The organism is Desulfonatronum parangueonense, assembly GCF_054656975.1.
In genome coordinates, this window is sequence record NZ_BAAHXH010000003.1 from 1,637,864 (window position 1) to 1,655,368 (window position 17,505).

General features: G+C 58.1%; 15 protein-coding genes. 12 read left to right on the forward strand and 3 right to left on the reverse strand.

Annotated features, from left to right (window positions below; translation table 11 throughout):
• From ACYQ15_RS07485 to ACYQ15_RS07500, 4 genes are all read left to right on the forward strand, one after another.
• Complete coding sequence (locus ACYQ15_RS07485) at positions 1-738, forward strand: ATP-binding protein (RefSeq protein WP_459936902.1); 738 nt, start codon at positions 1-3, stop codon at positions 736-738.
• A gap of 22 nt (positions 739-760) precedes the next feature.
• Positions 761-1,909 carry an Hpt domain-containing protein gene (locus ACYQ15_RS07490; protein WP_459936903.1) on the forward strand — a complete coding sequence of 383 codons (1,149 nt, stop codon included), beginning with the start codon at positions 761-763 and terminating at the stop codon, positions 1,907-1,909.
• A complete protein-coding gene (locus ACYQ15_RS07495) occupies positions 1,906-4,146 on the forward strand; it encodes a chemotaxis protein CheA (RefSeq protein ID WP_459936904.1) in 2,241 nt (746 codons plus the stop codon). The genes ACYQ15_RS07490 and ACYQ15_RS07495 overlap by 4 nt, the downstream gene beginning before the upstream one ends.
• A 504-nt stretch (positions 4,147-4,650) precedes the next feature.
• Positions 4,651-5,202 (forward strand): ferritin-like domain-containing protein, encoded by a 552-nt coding sequence (locus tag ACYQ15_RS07500; RefSeq protein WP_459936905.1) that lies wholly within the window; start codon positions 4,651-4,653, stop codon positions 5,200-5,202.
• 382 nt (positions 5,203-5,584) lie between these two features.
• On the opposite strand, the gene ACYQ15_RS07505 is transcribed toward ACYQ15_RS07500, so the two are convergent.
• The 3 genes from ACYQ15_RS07505 to ACYQ15_RS07515 all read right to left on the reverse strand — a co-directional run bounded on the left by ACYQ15_RS07505 (position 5,585) and on the right by ACYQ15_RS07515 (position 9,771).
• Positions 5,585-6,451, reverse strand: a complete 867-nt coding sequence (locus tag ACYQ15_RS07505; protein WP_459936906.1) for a competence/damage-inducible protein A — start codon at positions 6,449-6,451, stop codon at positions 5,585-5,587.
• A gap of 227 nt (positions 6,452-6,678) precedes the next feature.
• The gene (locus ACYQ15_RS07510; RefSeq protein WP_459936907.1) at positions 6,679-7,890 is read right to left on the reverse strand and encodes a response regulator; all 1,212 of its coding nucleotides are present in this window, start codon (positions 7,888-7,890) and stop codon (positions 6,679-6,681) included.
• Positions 7,891-7,908: 18 nt separating this feature from the next.
• The gene (locus tag ACYQ15_RS07515; protein ID WP_459936908.1) at positions 7,909-9,771 is read right to left on the reverse strand and encodes an SLC13 family permease; all 1,863 of its coding nucleotides are present in this window, start codon (positions 9,769-9,771) and stop codon (positions 7,909-7,911) included.
• A gap of 428 nt (positions 9,772-10,199) precedes the next feature.
• On the opposite strand from ACYQ15_RS07515, the gene ACYQ15_RS07520 reads away from it, so the two are divergent.
• From ACYQ15_RS07520 to ACYQ15_RS07555, 8 genes are all read left to right on the forward strand, one after another.
• Positions 10,200-10,925, forward strand: coding sequence for a pyridoxine 5'-phosphate synthase (locus ACYQ15_RS07520; protein WP_459936909.1), 726 nt, complete (start codon positions 10,200-10,202; stop codon positions 10,923-10,925).
• Positions 10,926-10,934: 9 nt separating this feature from the next.
• The gene (locus ACYQ15_RS07525; RefSeq protein ID WP_459936910.1) at positions 10,935-11,309 is read left to right on the forward strand and encodes a holo-[acyl-carrier-protein] synthase; all 375 of its coding nucleotides are present in this window, start codon (positions 10,935-10,937) and stop codon (positions 11,307-11,309) included.
• 14 nt (positions 11,310-11,323) lie between these two features.
• Entirely contained in the window at positions 11,324-12,868 is a 1,545-nt protein-coding gene (locus ACYQ15_RS07530; RefSeq protein ID WP_459936911.1) for an NAD(P)H-hydrate dehydratase, read from the forward strand.
• Positions 12,869-12,934: 66 nt separating this feature from the next.
• Positions 12,935-13,405 (forward strand): CBS domain-containing protein, encoded by a 471-nt coding sequence (locus tag ACYQ15_RS07535; RefSeq protein WP_459936912.1) that lies wholly within the window; start codon positions 12,935-12,937, stop codon positions 13,403-13,405.
• Between the two features lie 165 nt (positions 13,406-13,570).
• Positions 13,571-14,119, forward strand: coding sequence for a tRNA (adenosine(37)-N6)-threonylcarbamoyltransferase complex ATPase subunit type 1 TsaE (gene tsaE / locus ACYQ15_RS07540; protein ID WP_459936913.1), 549 nt, complete (start codon positions 13,571-13,573; stop codon positions 14,117-14,119).
• Positions 14,107-15,324, forward strand: coding sequence for an aspartate kinase (locus tag ACYQ15_RS07545; RefSeq protein ID WP_459936914.1), 1,218 nt, complete (start codon positions 14,107-14,109; stop codon positions 15,322-15,324). Before tsaE ends, ACYQ15_RS07545 begins: the two co-directional genes overlap by 13 nt.
• Before the next feature lie 16 nt (positions 15,325-15,340).
• Positions 15,341-16,951, forward strand: coding sequence for a citramalate synthase (gene cimA, locus ACYQ15_RS07550; protein WP_459936915.1), 1,611 nt, complete (start codon positions 15,341-15,343; stop codon positions 16,949-16,951).
• 186 nt (positions 16,952-17,137) lie between these two features.
• Positions 17,138-17,431, forward strand: a complete 294-nt coding sequence (locus ACYQ15_RS07555; protein WP_459936916.1) for a hypothetical protein — start codon at positions 17,138-17,140, stop codon at positions 17,429-17,431.
• Positions 17,432-17,505 lie beyond the last annotated feature (74 nt).

The following is a 17,505-nucleotide window of genomic DNA, read 5'->3' on the forward strand; positions in this document are numbered from 1 at the left end:
GTGCAGATTCAGAAACAAACCGTTGACGGCATCCAGGTTTCCTTTCCCTCCAACCTTTGCGAGGTTAATCAGGCCTGCGACCTGCTCCAGGGATTTCTGGACAAAAGAAAAAACATCCCCGACCTGTTCCTGATTCTCCTCGCCCTGCGCGAAGCGCTTACCAATGCAGTCATCCATGGAAATGGAAAAAATCCTGAATTGCTGGTCACCGCCATCGTGGAGATCCACGACGATCAGTTGGTGGCGGTTATCAGGGACCAGGGAGGCGGATTCGCCTGGCGCTCGCTGACATGGGAACTGCCCAACCCCAAAAGTGAATCCGGAAGAGGTCTGGCCATCATTCGAAGCTGTTTCGAAAATATCGAGTTTAATACGTCCGGAAACGAAATCACCTTACGCAAGCAACTTGAATCATCAGGAGCCACGGACATGCTGCAGACAACCAGGGACGGCTCGAAAACCCTGATCCGAATTACCGAAAACATGGTTGGATCCCGGATCGACGACTTGCGGATGCAACTTCAGGAAATCATCAAGGCCGGCGGAATTGAACTGGTCATCGACCTTCAGGACGTGCAGATCGTCGATTCCCTGGGCATGGGGTTGCTCGTGGCTACCCACAACTCCCTCAAGACCAAGGACGGCAGTCTGACCCTCATCAACGTCAGTCCGAACATCTACAATATTTTGACCATCATGCGCCTGGACAAACACTTTTCCATTCACAAGGCCGTGTAAGAACCACGACGAGGAGTTGCCCATGTCCGACGATCTCATGGCCGCATTCATCGAGGATTCCAAGGAACATCTGGAAAGCATCGAAGCGGACATCATGGCGCTTGAGAATCTGGCAGGCGCGTATGACGAGGAATTGATCAACCGCATCTTCCGGACAGCGCATTCCATCAAGGGCGCGGCCGGCTTTTTCGGGCTTGACGCCATCGGATCCCTGGCGCACAAACTGGAAAACGCCCTGCATCTGATGCGCGACCAGAAGCTGCGGACGGACCGGCAGACTTGTCAGATCCTGCTGGAAGGGTTTGATCAGCTCAGCGCCATGATCAACGATCCCGAGCAAAGCAAAAGCATGGACATCGAACCGATTTTGATGAACATCCAGACCTTGCTCACTCCGGAAACCAAGGTCAGCACGGAAACCACCCTGACCCTGCCCTCCCCTCAGGGACATTCCATTTTCGATGTGGACATGTTTACTCTTGAACAAGGGCTCAAGGGCGGAAAATACCTGTATCACCTTGAGTTTGATCTCATCCACGACATTCATCGCAAGGACAGAACGCCCTACGAGATCATCAAGACCTTGCAGGACAGCGGACTGATCCTGGACTGCAAGGTTGATTTCGAAGCCACGGGGACATTAGAGGACGGCTTTGCCCAGATGATTCCCTTGAACGTTCTTTTTGCATCCATCATTGATCCGGATGTCATCGGCATGCTCATCGACATGCCGGGGGAAAAGATCAGGGAACTGGACAAGTCCATGTTTCATCGCAGCCCTGACGCCGCCGATCCTGATCAGGCCGGCGCGGCGACATCCCAACCCGGCGCCTCCCCGGCGCCTTCCCCGGCAGCGTGTCCTGAAACGAATTGCACCGTGCTTGTCGCCGCGGAAACATTCGATGTTTCCCAGGTGGAAGGCTTCCGTGAATCCCTGATCAACGCCCTGAACCAATCCACGCATCTGTACCCGCATTTGTGCCCGCATCTGTGTCTGAACATGAGCGCAACGAGGCACATGGACGCGGCGGCTGTTCAGATTGTCGCCTCCGCACTGAAGACGTGCGTATCCCGGAACGGCAGTTTGCGCCTGACGCCGCCTCCTTCCGAAAAGCTGCGGGAACAATTCCAAAACCTGGGTTTCGCCTGGCTGCTGGAGCATGCCGCATGAACAAGAAATTCCAAATTTTTATTGAAGAATGCCAGGAACTTTTGGCGGAACTGGAAAGCGCATTGCTGGAACTGGAGGCGGCCTCGGACAACATTGACATGGTGCACCGGATCTTTCGGGCCCTGCACACCATCAAGGGCTCCGCGGCAATGCTCGGTTTGGAAGACGTTCGCGAACTGACCAACGACCTGGAAACCCTGTTTGACCTGGTCCGTTCAGGTCAGATGGCGTGTACTCCGGAACTGGCCACGCTTTCCTTTGCGTACAAGGACCTCCTGACCGAGTATCTTGGCAATCCGGAAAACGGGCTGCCCGCGGACAAGGCCGCAATAGTCCTGCAAAATTTAAGCAACATGATGGAAACCACAAGTCGTCCTCATGAATGCCGCTCCTGCGGCTCCGGGGACGAATCACGGCCCCGTGACGATCAATCCGCCGCGGTTTCGCGCTTGTTTCATCTGCGCTATTTCCCGTTGAACAAACCGTTTGCGTCCCTGGATCCCTTGGATTTTCTCGGACAGCTGCAAACCCTGGGCAACTGCGAAATCCATGCGTCGCCCGCGCACATTCCGCTTCTGGATGCCCTGGACCCCGTGGCATGCAGCACCTGCTGGGATGTGATTCTGCACACAGACGCTGATGAGGAATCCATCCGCGATCTGTTCCTGTTTTTGGACAACCCCGATGAGATCTCCCGTTTCGGGCTGATCGACGAAGCCGAAGCGGCCATGCTCCGCCAGGAATTTGCTCGCGAATCCAGCGCCCTTCAATCCGCGTCCATGGAAACTCCGGAACAGCCCGAGGCTGCGTCCTCCGCATCCCCGCCCACTGACTCCGCCCCCCCCGTATCCAGCGCCCCCGCGTCCAGTGCTCCCTCACCCAGTGCCCCCTCATCCAGCGACAGCACATCGACCTCACTCCAAACCGAATCAAGGCCCACGGCTACGCAACCGGCCCAGACGCCAATCCAGACAGGCAAAGATCCGCAAGCCAAGGGCATGACACCGGGCGCACCCGCCGGCGGGACCAGAACCGAGGAAATCGCATCCATCCGGGTCAGCGCCAACAAACTGGACGACATGGTCGATCTGGTGGGCCAGCTGGTGATTGTCCAGGCCCGATTGAAACAGATCGAAAACGACCTGCACAACCCGCTGCTCACCTCGGTCAGCGAGGAAATCGAACGTCTGAGCAGCGACCTGCGCGAGCGGACCCTTTCCCTGCGCATGCTGCCCATCGGCTCGACCTTCAACCGGTTTCGTCGCCTGGTCCGTGATCTTTCCTCGGAGCTGGGCAAGGACATCGAGCTGAAAACCTTTGGCGCGGAAACCGAGTTGGACAAGACGGTCATTGAAAAGCTCAGCGATCCCCTGGTGCATATCCTGCGCAACAGCATCGACCACGGCATCGAATCCGCTGAGGTCCGTCAGGCCCAGGGCAAGCCTTCCAGAGGAGTCATCACCCTGTCCGCCATGCAAAGCGCCGGGCAGGTCCGGATCGTCATTCAGGACGACGGAGGAGGCATCGACCCTGAGAAAATCTACGCCAAGGCCGTGGAACGCGGCCTGGTTCGAGCGGACGTCCGTCCTTCGAACCGGGACATCCTGCAGCTCATCTTTGCTCCGGGGTTCTCCACGGCCGAGAAGGTCACCGCGGTTTCCGGACGCGGCGTGGGCATGGACGTGGTCAAGCGCTCCCTGGAATCCCTGAAGGGCACCGTTGAGATCGACAGCCGCCCGGGAGCCGGCACGACCATCACCATCGGCCTCCCGCTGACTCTGGCCATCATTGAAGGCCTCCTGGTGCTGATGGCCGACGAGTACTACGTGATTCCGCTGTCCGATGTTCTGGAGTGCGTGGAAATCCAGCGCGGCGATGATGAACGGGACCGCATCGCCAAAGCTTTTGATATCCGGGGGGAATTGCTGCCCTGTCTGATTTTGCGCAACTGGTATCACTTCGAATCAAAGGCGCCGGAAATCGAACAGGTTGTCGTGGTTCAGGCCGGGAACCGCCGGGTGGGACTGGTGGTGGACAGTATCGTCGGACAGCTGCAAACCGTGATCAAGGGCCTGGGACGCGTTTTCAGCGGCATGAAAGGCCTTTCCGGAGCCACGATCATGGGCAATGGCGACATGGCCCTGATTTTGGACATCAACTCCCTGGTGAACGAGTTGGAAAAACACTCCACGGATTCGTTCGCATCCAGATCCCGCGGCATGGCTCTTGCGTCCTGATACGCGACTGTCATTCAGATCAGAAAGCAGGACGTGATCAAACCCGGCATTTTAACTGTTCTCCCAATCGAAATCGAAGTAACTGTTCAGCATGCTACTGCCCTGCGGACTTTGGCATCGCAGTCGGGGTCGGTATCGGGATCGCAGGCGGAGCCATGCATAGGTCTTCTCAACATTTTTCGAAACCGATTCCGACCCCCGACACCGACCCCGATGTCGGAGGCAGATCGCACATCATGTACTGAATAGTTACAAATCGAATAAACAAACAGATAATGAAACCTCTGCGATACCGATTGGGATTGGGGATTCCGATTCCAATTGCGATTTCGATTTCGATTTCGATTTCGATTTTGATTTTGATTTTGATTGCGATTTCGACTGGGAGCACGATCAACACAACTTTGTTTCAGGTCTTATCCGTTGACTTCAGCGTGATCAATCCTACCGTTTCCTGAGCAATCGTCGAATCAACGGCAACAGATCACTCAAGGAGGATTGACCGTGGAAACCAGCAAACTTACCGGCAGCAAGGAAGAACGAAGGGCAAAGGTGATCGAGGTTTTGAACAAGGCCCGGTCCATGGAACTGCATGCCATTTCCCAGTACATGAATCAGCATTACGGGCTGGACGACATGGACTACGGCGAACTGGCGGCCAACCAGAAATTGATCGCCATTGATGAAATGCGCCACGCTGAAATGTTCGCGGAACGCATCAAGGAACTGGGAGGAGAACCGACCACGGATTTGGCTGAAAAACCTCAGTTGAACCAGGACGTGGCGACCATGTTCACCTTTGATGCCAATCTCGAGGACAATACCGTGGATGTCTACAACCAGTTTCTCCTGGTATGTCGGGAGAACGGCGACAGCGTCAGCGTGAAGCTCTTCGAACAGATCATCGACGAGGAACAGGTCCACTTCAACCACTTTGACAACGTGGCCGACCACATCAAGAACCTGGGCGACGTCTACCTCTCAAAACTCGCCGGAACTTCCGCCTCCACAGGGGGTTATGGAAAGGGATTCAGCCTGAACCAGAGTTCGGTCTGATTCTTCCAAAGCGGCTCAGGCCGCTTTTTTTTTTGTAACTACTCAGCACACGTTCTTTCTCCGATAATCGGGGTCGGGGTCGGAATCGGTATCGAAAAAAATGGAATGCCCTTCCACATGGCTTCGATACCGATCCCGATACCGACCCCGATTCCGATACCGACCCCGATTCCGAGCCAAACCCGGCAACAACATTCGTATCGCCTGAGTAGTTACAAAAATAGTAGCTATTCAGCACATACTCTATGATCACTCGCCAGAGCTGGATTCCGGCTTTCGCCGGAATGACGTGTCACACCACGGCCTTTCCAGATTAAGTCATACCGGCGAAGGCCGGTATCCAGTCCGTATTTTCTCTGATGAAATGAGTAGTTACACTTTTTCATGACTCGGAATTATTGGTCGCGGCCGAGACGTGGTAGGAATTCTCCTCCAGGCGAACCGTCAGATCTTGCAACGCCCGGTCCAGCACCTTTTCCACTTCCCCCCTGTCTTGCCCGCCCAGGGAAAAGACGAACTTCAGCTTCGGATTTTCATCGAAAAGGCCGGAACGGGCTTTGACGTGAATATCAGGGTATCGTTTCTGGAACCACTCCAGGTGCGGCGCCAGGATGGATTCGTCGTTGCAACCGATCCAAAGAGCCTGCTGGGCAAAGACCTGCTCCGGAAAGATTCCGGCCAGGAAAGGCTGCAGCGAAGTTTTGAAGATTTGTTGGAGTTCGCCGGGAACACCCGGAAAACAAACTATGCTCTTGCCCTCGTGTTCCACCAGAACCCCGGGAGCCGTGCCGACGGGATTTCGCAAGGCTATGGCTCCTCGGGGAAGCATGGCCATCTTTTCCCGGGCCGGGTTCAGTCCGCCCTGCTCCACGGTTCCTCGGGCCGCAAGGGCGTCAAAACCTTCGCGGACCATCTCCCTGGCCCTGGCATGCATTTCCAGCGGCAGGCCGAGGCCCTTGGCCACGGCGGCCAGGGTCAGGTCGTCCATGGTCGGCCCAAGGCCGCCGCTGATGAACAAGACATCCGCAGCCTTGCCCACGGTTCTGCCCATTGCGTTTTGGACTTCCCGGGCGATGACGTCCATATCGTCCGGCAGGATGCCCACCCTGGCCACCACGCCTCCCAGCTTCATCACGCGTGATATCAGCCAGTAGCTGTTGCCGTCCTGGATGGATCCGTCGAGGAGTTCATTGCCGATGGACAGAATTTCCGCGACTCCCGGTTTGTCGGCATTGGCATCATCGATCATGAAATCCTCCACTATATTATTTCACAGTTCTGTATCGCAATCGAAATCGGTAAGTCTTCGTCATCTCCGGATTCCGTCAGCTTGTGATCGACTTCGGTTCGATTGCGAATTCAACTCGATTTCGATTGCGATTTCGATTGCGATTTCGATTGCGATTTCGATTTCGGAGCTTTGTGTCGGCGCTGTGTCTGTATCCTTTTGAATGAGACAGATTGTATTTCAAGTGGCTATGGCTGCCGTTCCAGCGAGGCGTACGCCCGTCTGATGGTTTCGGTCAGTTCCTTGAAGTCGGCGGGTTTCTGGAGACAGGCAAAAGCACCCATGTCCATGCAGGCTTGAAATTTTGTCGGATCCCCCATCCCGGATAGGATGATCACCGGAATTTTCGGGTGGCCCTTGTGGATCATGCGCAGGACTTCCTCGCCGGTTATCTCGGGCATTTTCAAATCCAGAATCACCACTTCCGGCTCATCCTCCTCCACCAACTCCAGGGCTTCCTCGCCGCTGGTGACCACGGCCACGCCCATTTCCCGCATTTTCAATCGTTCCGAAAGTTGTGCGGCAAATTCCATCTCATCGTCCACGACCAGGATCTTGGATGGATTCTCAAAGTCATAGGGCCGATAGACGTCGGTCTGGAACATGTCCGCACCCAGCTTGATCTCAATTTCCCATTCTGGAGCGATGTCGCGCACGATTCCCAGCAGTTCCTCTTCCAGACGCTCCGCACGCACGATGTTCTTTTCCACGCGCAGCAGGATCTTTCCCGATTTCATCTCCAACTTGAGCACATGGCCCTTGACCGCCAGGGCTGCTTCAATCCGTGCGATCAGGACAAATTCCTCGACAGCCCGCATCGACTCCACCGTGGGCAATGTCACGGACCGCCGGGCACGGTCCTGGATCAACTTCACGGCGTGATCCACGGTGATGTTGTCCATGGAGATCAGGATATCGCTGGGCGAACTTTGCGTTGGGTTTTTCCAGTTCAAATACTCTGTCCAGCGGGTGACGGACGCGTCCTCCTGGTCCAGAAGTTTGGACAAAGCCTTGGGTTCAAGATCATGGACCTGTCGGGCCTTGTTCATGCGAAAGGGCCTGTCCGCGGTCAAACCAACCTTGAGGACATGGGTGACGGCCCTGGGCATGAGGTACCCGCCCAGCCCCAGGATGAGTTGATCGTCCTCAAGCAGGCGGGTGGCCAGGACAGCCTTGTAGCAGCTGATACAGCGCTCCCGGTCTCTGGTGAACACGTTGAAGACCGAAGGCTTGCCGAACAAGGCCTGATAGAACTTGTTTTCCTTGATGGCGTATTTCGCGGAGGCTTCGGCAATGATTTCCTTGTCCTCAACGATTCGCAGGGACAGCTCGGCAGCCAAGGCCCTGGCGACTTCCTCTTCACCACAATAAGCGACGCTGACAAGTGTGATGATCGGCATGAGCGCCTTCCTCCGCGGTTAAAAGACAAGGTTGAGCATTACCAGAGACACGACGAGAAAGAGTATGGTCATGATCGATCCGGCACGCAAGAAGTCGGCGTTGCGATACCCGCCGGGCCCCATGATCAGGGCGTTGACCTGATGGGTTGGAATCAGGAAGGAGTTGGAGGTGCTGATGGCCACGGTCAGGGCGAACATGGCCGGATCAGCCCCGGACAATACCGCAATATTGATGGCCAGAGGAACCAGCAGAACCGTCGCTCCCACATTGGACATCAGCAGCGTGAATACCGTGCCCAGAACCGCGATGGCCGCCTGCAGCACCCAGACCGGCACATCACCCAGCAGATTCAGGGTCTGCAAGGCGATCCAGGCGGCTGTGCCCGTGGTTTCCACGGCCATGCCCAGGGGGATCAGGCTGGCCAGCAGAAAGACGGACTGCCAGCTGACGCTTTTATAGGCTTCATCCATGGTCAACACACCGCTGACAATCATGGCTATGGCTCCGCCCATCAGGGAGACGGCGAGGCGCAGATCGCTGAACAACACCAGCATCACGGTGATCAGAGAAATAACCACGGCATGGGGAAGCTTTTCGTGCAGGATAACCTCATGCGGGAAATTCGACGTGACCACCACGAAATCCTGATTCTTCTCCAACGCGGCCAGGTCTTCCCAAAGGCTGTGCAGGACGAGCGTGTCTCCGGACTGCAGGGGCAGATCCCGCAGATTGCCGCGGATGACCTGGCCCGCCCTGTTGACGGCAAGAACGCTTGCCCCATGGGTCTTGCGCATCCGGATGTCCAGCAGGGTCTTGCCGATGATGTTCGAGCGCGGCGGGATGACCACTTCCGAAACGCCGGCCTGGGACGCGGAGAGCACATCCGCAAAATGCCGGAGCATGCCGGAACATTGCAGATCCAGTTCCTGGCATGCGTCCCCAATGTCTTTCCTGCTGCCGAGCAAGCCCAGTTCCGCCCCGGCCTGGATGACGATGTCGCTGGCCGGAGAGATGCGCAGATCCCGATCCTGGTACAGACCGATCACCACGACGTTGTTTCCGAAAAGGCTTTCCGCCTCGGCCACGGTTTTGCCGTCCATCAGGCTGCCGGGATAGACGTGCACCTCAAAGATGTCCCCTTCCAGACCGTAGAGTCGACGGAAATATTCGACGGTTGTGAAGTCCTGGTCGCGGCCGCCTTTCTTGGACGGCAGAACGTATCTTCCCAAAAGGGCAAAATACGCGATTCCGGCCATGATCAGGGCAATACCCACGGGCATGACGGCGAAGAGCCCGAAGGTGCCCATGGGCGGCACGCCTTCGGGCAGCATGGGGTTGGCGTTGATGATCAGGTCGTTGAGCAGGATCAGCGGACTGGAACCGATCATGGTCAGGGTGCCGCCCAGAATGGCGCAAAAGCCCATGGGCATCAGCAGACGGGACATGGGCAATCCGGTACGCAGGGAAATGCGCTTGATCACGGACATGAACAGGGCGGTCGCGCCGATGTTCTGCATGAAACCGGAGACCACTCCCACCGTCCCGGAGATGATGGGCATGACGCGTCCTTCGGTCTGGCCGCCGAAACGCAGGATGACCGAGGCCAGCTTGTTCATCAGTCCCGTCTTTTCCAGGGCCTTGCCCAGAATGATTACGGCGATGATCGCGATCACCGCGTTGCTGGCGAATCCGCTGAACAACAATTCTCCGGGTATCAGGGTCGGCACCCCCGGCACCAATCCCATGAGTCCCAGAATCATCATCACGGAAACCGCGGCCACGTCCACACGGACGATCTCGGTGATGAACAAGACCACGGTCAACCCAAGGATGCCGAGCACCCAAAGCATCTCCGGCGTCAAAGGAACGAGTTCATGCATAATACCATCCTGTGCGCTGTCATCGGCGCAGACCATTCAGCAACACACCGTCCACTTTACCGATGGCATTGTTTTCGATTACCTTGTGCAACATCTAGCCTGAGGCCGCTTTAACTGATCGGTGAGTAACTGCTCAATAAGGCAGGGCAACCAACCACCGCGGATCCGTGCTGCCTGGATAGCGGAACGCGCCGGCCTGCGCCGGTATGACGGAGTGGAGTACCTCGAAAGCGAGTTCTCTCGGTCGTCACCCCGGCGCAGGCCGGGGTCCAGGTGTTTTTCTATGGTTCACTGCCCGGAGTTATTGAGTAGTTACATCGGTGATAGTCCCAAAATTATCTTCATTGCAACTGTCGCCTTCAGCGGCAAACCTCGTCCTTGTTCCAGCGCATTCCTGCAGCATCACGAAACCTACCAGGAGATCCTCGATGCCCGTTCTCGTCGTCAACGTCGATCATGTCGCCACCTTGCGTCAGGCCCGCATGGGCCGGGAGCCCGATCCGGTCACCGCGGCCCACCTGGCCGAACTGGGCGGAGCCCATGGAATCATCGTTCACTTGCGGGAGGACCGACGTCACATCCAGGACCGCGATCTCGCCCTGCTCAAAGAGACCGTGCAGACCAATCTGCACCTGGAAATGGGCGCAACCGGGGAAATGCACGCCATTGCCCTGGCCACACGGCCGCACATGGTCTGCCTGGTTCCCGAGAAACGCGAAGAGTTGACCACCGAGGGCGGCCTGAACCTGGTGGGTCGGGAGTCCGAACTCAAGGACTATCTCGCGGATTTTCATGCAGCCGGAACCATCTCCAGCCTGTTCATCGACGCGGATCCGGAACAGATCAATGCTGCCAGGGCCATCGGCGCGGAGTACATCGAGATCCACACCGGTCATTTCGCTGCCGCGGAAAAACGGGAAGATCGGGAAAGCGAACTGGAAAAGATCCTGGCCGGCATCCGTCAGGCCCAGGAACTGGGGTTGAAGGTCAACCTCGGGCATGGGCTGAACTATACGAACATCCTTGCCTTTGCCGAAGTTCCCGGCATCCGGGAATACTCCATCGGCCACGCCATCATGGCCAGAGCCATCCATGTCGGCCTGCACAGGGCTGTACGCGACATGGCGGACATCATCCAGACCTTTGTCCGCTGAGACTTGTCAATGGCAATTCTGGGCCTGGGACTGGACGTGGTGGAGTTGGAACGGATTCGACGAATCTGGGACCGCTTCGGCCGGGGCTTTGCCAGGCGCATTCTCACGGAGCAAGAACTCCTGCACCTGCCGAACCTGGCCGTGCCCTATTTGGCCTCGCGCTTTGCGGCCAAGGAAGCCGGGGTCAAGGCTCTGGGCACCGGATTCAGCCAGGGCATCACCTTCCAGCAGGTGGAGATCGTGGCCCTGCCTTCAGGCCAACCAACCCTGGTGCTGCATGCCCACGCCGCGACCCAGGCCCAACGTCTGGGCGCCACCCGCACCCACGTCAGCCTGACCCATGGCCGGGACACGGCCGCGGCCGTGGTCATCCTGGAAAGCTGAGGAGGAAAATCATCATGTACCGCCCCCTGCCCACCCCCGAGGAAATGAGTCATTGGGATACAGCGGCCCAGAAAGAATACGGTCTCCTTCAGGAGATCCTCATGGAGAACGCCGCTCGGGAAGCCCTGGCCGTGCTGCTGCGGGAATATGGTCCGGTCCGCGACAGGCAGATCGTCCTGCTGGCCGGCCCGGGCAACAACGGCGGCGACGCCTTTGCCCTGGCCAGGCATCTGGCCGATCACGGGGCGCTGGTGAGCACGTTCCACGCCAAGCCCGCGGAAAGCTATTCCGGAGCGGCCGCCTACCACCTCGGGCTGCTGATGAAACTGCAACTGCCTCTGGTCCCGCTTCCCGATACGCACATCGATCATTTGCCGCCGCCGGATATTCTGGTGGACGGCTTGCTGGGCACCGGCTTCCAGGGAGAATTGCGCCCCGACTACCGGCAATGGATCGCCTACGTCAACCGCCTGCCCAGGCATGTCTTCATCCTGGCCCTGGACATCCCCACCGGTTTGAACGGACTCACGGGCCGTCCTTCACCCGAAGCCGTGCGGGCCACGGCCACGGTCAGTTTCGAGGCCACCAAGATCGGCCTGGCTTTCCCGGAAGCCGCGGCCTTCGTGGGCAGGGAAGTTGCGCGTCCCATCGGCATACCGGCCAAGGTGAAACGTACCATGCCCGCCCGGCAGCACCTGCTCGAGGCAAGCCTTCTGGACCAGCTCAAGACATCCTCGGACAACCTGCTCCACAAGGGTCGCGCGGGCCATGTGCTGGTGGCGGGCGGATCACCCGGGCTGACCGGGGCCCCGCTTCTGGCTGCGCTGGGCGCCCTGCGCAGCGGAGCCGGATTGGCCTCCGTGGCCTGCCCTTCCGGGCTGGGCGCCGAGATCAAGACCGGCTGGCCAGAGGTCATGCTTTCGCCCCTGGGGCAGGGCGATTGCTGGAGCGAGGAGTGCGCCCGGAAACTGCGTGCGCCTCTGGAACGGTGCGATGCGTTGATCCTGGGCCCCGGCTTGGGTCGCTCCACGGACACAGCCGCTTTCTGCCGGGCCGTACTGCAGCTCGAACTGCCGCCTCTGGTTGGAGACGCGGATTTCCTGTTTGCATTGTCCCGCGATCCCGAACTCTTTGCCCTGCTGCCGAAACATGCCGTTCTGACGCCGCATCCCGGCGAAATGGCCGCGTTGACGGGACTTTCCATTGCCCAGGTCCAGGAGAATCGAATAGAGGTGGCCCGGGAGCACGCCCGTAAATGGAATGTCATTTTAGTGCTCAAGGGAGCGGGAACGGTCATTGCTTCCGGGGATGGGGCCGTGTATGTATCACCGTTTGCCTGCGCCAATCTGGCCGTGGGCGGCTCCGGGGACGTGCTTTGCGGCGTTCTGGGGGCGTTGATGGCCGCCGGCCGGGAACCTCTCGTCGCGGCGAATATAGCTGTTTTCTGGCATGGCCTGGCCGGAAAGGCCCTGGAAAAACGATTCCCGGCCAGAGGCAATCTGGCCCGGGAGATCGCGGACATGCTGCCCCATGTGGTGAGCCGCGAACATATTCACTGATCGATCAATCGAAAAGTTGAATCTTCACCACGCCGTTTTTTTACGAATAAAAGGAGTGCTTGAAATATGCAGGTTGTCAGAAACATCATGACCAGGGACGTGGTCACCGTGACCCCGGACACGGATATCAACGCGGCCGCCGCGATTCTGCTGGAAAAGGATTTCAATGGGCTGCCCGTGGTGGATGAACAGGGCAAGATGGTTGGAATTTTGTGCCAAAGCGATCTTGTGGTCCAGCAGCGGGAATTTCCCCTGCCATCCTTTTTTACACTGCTTGGCGGGTTCGTCGCCCTGACTTCCCTGGAAAAGCTCCAGCGCGCCGTGGACAAGATGGCCGCCACAAAGGTCAGCCAGGCCATGACGCTCGATCCGGTCAGCGTCACTCCGGACACGCCCGTGAACAAGGTGGCGGAATTGATGGTGGACAGGAAATTTCACACTGTTCCGGTACTGGAAAACAACAAGCTCGTGGGCGTGGTGGGCAAGAAGGACATCCTCCGGTTGCTGGCCGGTGAAGGGAAGGCTGACAAGAGTTAACCGGAACATCATCATGCCTTCCTTGCCTTCCTTGATCCGTTCAAGATGAATCGGCGCCCATACATTGATGAAAGCGTCGCATGTCCGATAACAGCCTCGCTCGTTCAAATACGGCACCACCGACAGGCCTTCAGGATCTTTCCCGGGACGTAACCTGAGCAGACCATGCAGCCCCTTTCCTCTTCTCTCCACCTTTTTTTGCAAGACCATGACGCAACCACTGCTCTGGGTGCGTTTCTGGCCGACGTGTTGCTGGCTGAGCAGCACTTTCCGGCATTGCTGCTGGATGGGGAACTGGGAGCGGGAAAAACGACGTTCGTGCGCGGATTGGTGCATGCGTTGCCGGGAGGCGATCAGGCCGAGGTGGCCAGCCCGAGTTTCAACTACCTGAACAACTATCCCACCAGCCCCGAGACGTTGCACTTTGATTTCTACCGGCTTCGGGATCACGGCCCCGACGACGATCTCGTGAACGCGCTGCACGATCCCACCAGCCTCGTGATCGTGGAATGGGCCGCCTATTGTCCTGAGCGCCATCTTCCACGGGATCATCTGGCAATGCTGTTCACCCCCGTTGCGGCGGGCCGTCGCGTGGATGTCGTGTCCAGGGGCAGGAACACCGAACGAATCATGGGACGGTTGGCTGAAACTCTTCCCTCAAAATTTCAATACCCCGAAGCAATGCAAGGAGAATTTCCCTCATGCGGATCGTAGTCCAAAAATTTGGCGGCACTTCCGTGGCCAACCTGGAGTGCATGCGGAAAGTTCTGGAAAAGAACAAGAAAGTCCTGGACCAGGGCATCAAGCTGGTGGTCGTGCTCTCGGCCATGTCCGGGGAGACGAACCGCCTTCTGGGTTTGGCAAGACAGTGGAGCAAGAATCCCGACCCCTGGGAAACGGACGCCCTGGTGGCCACCGGCGAACAGGTCTCCGTGGCCCTCTTCGCCATGCTGCTCAAGGACAACGGCATCCGGGCCAGATCCCTGCTCGGCCATCAGGCCGAGATCCTCACGGACTGCTCCGCGGGCCGGGCCCGGATTCTGGGCATCAATTCCGAACGGATCATGGAATACCTGGAAAAGTACGACGTCCTGGTGGTGGCCGGTTTTCAGGGTTGCGACATCCGCCAGCGCATTACCACCCTGGGCCGCGGCGGCTCGGACACTTCCGCCGTGGCCATGGCCGCGGCAATCAAGGCCGAACTGTGTGAAATCTTCACGGATGTGGACGGCGTGTACACCACTGATCCAAACATCTGCCCCAAGGCGCGCAAGATCGACCGCATCACCTATGACGAGATGCTGGAAATGGCCAGCATGGGCGCCAAGGTGCTGCAGATCCGTTCCGTTCAATTCGCTAAAAAATACCAGGTTCCGGTGCATGTCCGATCCACGTTTTCGGACGAGCCGGGAACCATCGTTACCAAGGAGGAGGAAGGCATGGAAGAAGCAATGGTTTCCAGCATTGCCTACGACAAGGATCAGGCCCGGGTCACGCTGATGGACGTGTACGACGAACCCGGAGTGGCGGCGAACATCTTCGCGCCCATCTCGGACGCGGACATTGTCGTGGACATGATTGTCCAGAATCCGAGTCGGGAAGGACGCACGGACCTGACCTTCACCGTGCCCCGGGGCGACCTGGAGCCGACCCTGAAAATCCTGGAGCGCATCAAAACGGAAATCGGCGCTCCGGCCGTGGTCCACGACGCCAATGTCAGCAAGGTCTCGATCATCGGCGTGGGCATGCGCAATCACTCCGGAGTGGCGGCCATGGCCTTTACTTCCCTGAAGAACGAAGGCATCAACATCCTGATGATCAGTACCTCTGAAATCAAGATTTCCATCCTCCTGGACGAAAAGTACACGGAACTCGCGGTGCGCACGTTGCACGAAACCTTTGGTCTGGACAGAACCTAGACCGCCTGTGAACAGTATGACGCATATTCAAATCTACGACACCACGTTGCGGGACGGCACCCAGGCGGAAGACCTGCACCTTTCCACCGAAGACAAGGTCCGCATCGCCCAGAAACTCGACGATCTCGGCATTGCCTACATCGAGGGCGGATGGCCCGTTTCCAACCCCACGGACCAGCAGTTTTTCAAGGAAATCAAGAACTACGACCTGAAGCACGCCCGGGTGACCTGTTTCGGCAGCACGCACAATCCAAAACTGACCCCGGACAAGGACCCCAACCTGAAGTCGGTGCTCCAGGCAAGAACCGAGGTGGTCACCCTGTTCGGCAAGACCTGGGACATTCACGTCAAGGAGGCCTTGCGGACCACCCTGGAGCACAACCTGGAGATCATTTCCGGGTCCATGGCCTTTGTTCGTCCCGAAGTGCGCGAACTGTTCTTCGATGCCGAGCACTTTTTCGACGGCTTCAAGGCCCAGCCCGACTACGCCCTGCTCTGCCTGCGCAAGGCCTGGGAAGCCGGGGCGGACGTGCTGGTGCTTTGCGACACCAACGGCGGCTGCCTGCCCCATGAAGTGGGCGAGATCACGGCCCAGGTCCAGAAGGAACTGCCTGGCGCCAAACTGGGCATCCATACCCACAACGACTCGGAAACCGCCGTGGCCAGTTCCCTGATCGCGGTGCGCAACGGCGCAGTGCAGGTCCAGGGCACCATGAACGGCTACGGCGAACGCTGCGGCAATGCCAACCTCTGCTCCGTGATTCCCAATCTCCAACTGAAGATGAACTGCACCTGCCTGCCCGAGGGCCGCTTGGCCCTGCTGGCATCCACCTCCCACTTCGTATCCGAAGTGGCCAACCTGAAGCCGTTTCTGCGCCAGCCCTTCGTGGGCAACTCGGCCTTTGCCCACAAGGGCGGCATCCACGTCAGCGCGGTGACCCGCAACCCCCGGACCTACGAGCACATCGAGCCGGAACTGGTGGGCAACAAGCAGCGCGTCCTGCTTTCAGACCTGGCCGGACGGAGCAACATCCTGTTCAAGGCCAAGCAGTTCGGCTTTCACCTGGAAAAGGACGATCCGTTCGTCTCGGAACTGCTGGCCGAAATCAAGACCCGCGAAAGCAAGGGGTATGAATACGCCGCGGCCGAGGCGTCCTTTGAACTGCTCCTGAACCAGACCCTTGGCCGGATGCGCCGCTATTTCTCCCTGCTCAGCTTCCGGGTCATCGACGCCCGCCACGAGGACCAGGCCCAGCCCTGGGCCGAAGCCACGGTGATGATCAAGGTGGGCGGCGTGGTGGAACACACGGCCGCCGCCGGTCACGGACCGGTCAACGCCCTGGACCATGCTCTGCGCAAGGCCCTGGAGCGGTTCTATCCCAACCTCAAGGAAATGCGCCTGCTGGACTTCAAGGTTCGCGTCCTGTCCGCCCAGAACGGCAAGTCCGGCACCGCGTCCAACGTCCGGGTGCTCATCGAATCCGGCGACGCCCAGTCCCGCTGGATCACCGTGGGCGTGTCCCACAACATCATCGAAGCCAGCTGGCAGGCCCTGGAAGACTCCATGAACTACAAGCTGTTCAAGGACGATCAGCACAAACTGGAGCGCATCACCACGGACAAGTGATTGTTCATGTTCCGGTCAGACATCACGTGCTGCGTAAGTGATTTCCAGATCTTTTTCCAGCTCTACTGAGTAGTTACGCTTTTCAAAACCTGGAGCGTAACTATTCAGCACACGTTCTTTCTCCGGCAATCGGAATCGGGGTCGGGGTCGGAATCGGTATCGAAAAACAATGGAATACCCTTCCACATGGCTTGGCTTACCGATCCCGATCCCGATACCGATTCCGACCCCGATTCCGAGTCAAACCCGGCAACAGCATTAGTAACGCTGAGTAGTTACCCTGGAGCAAGCATGACCTGGATTCCCGCCTTCGCGGGAATGACCTGTTTTCAATGCTGTCTCCGGATCACTCATACCCGCGAAGGCGGGTATCCAGTCCGCTTTTCTTCGGATGAGCTGAGCAGTTACAAAACACCAGACAAAAAAGACGGGGTTGCGGCAATCATGCCGGACATCCGTGGAAACGTCAGCAAAGAGTAACTACTCGGCAGACGTTCTGTTTTGCGATCCTCCTTCTGTTATCGGAATCGGCATCAGGGTCGGTATCGGAATCG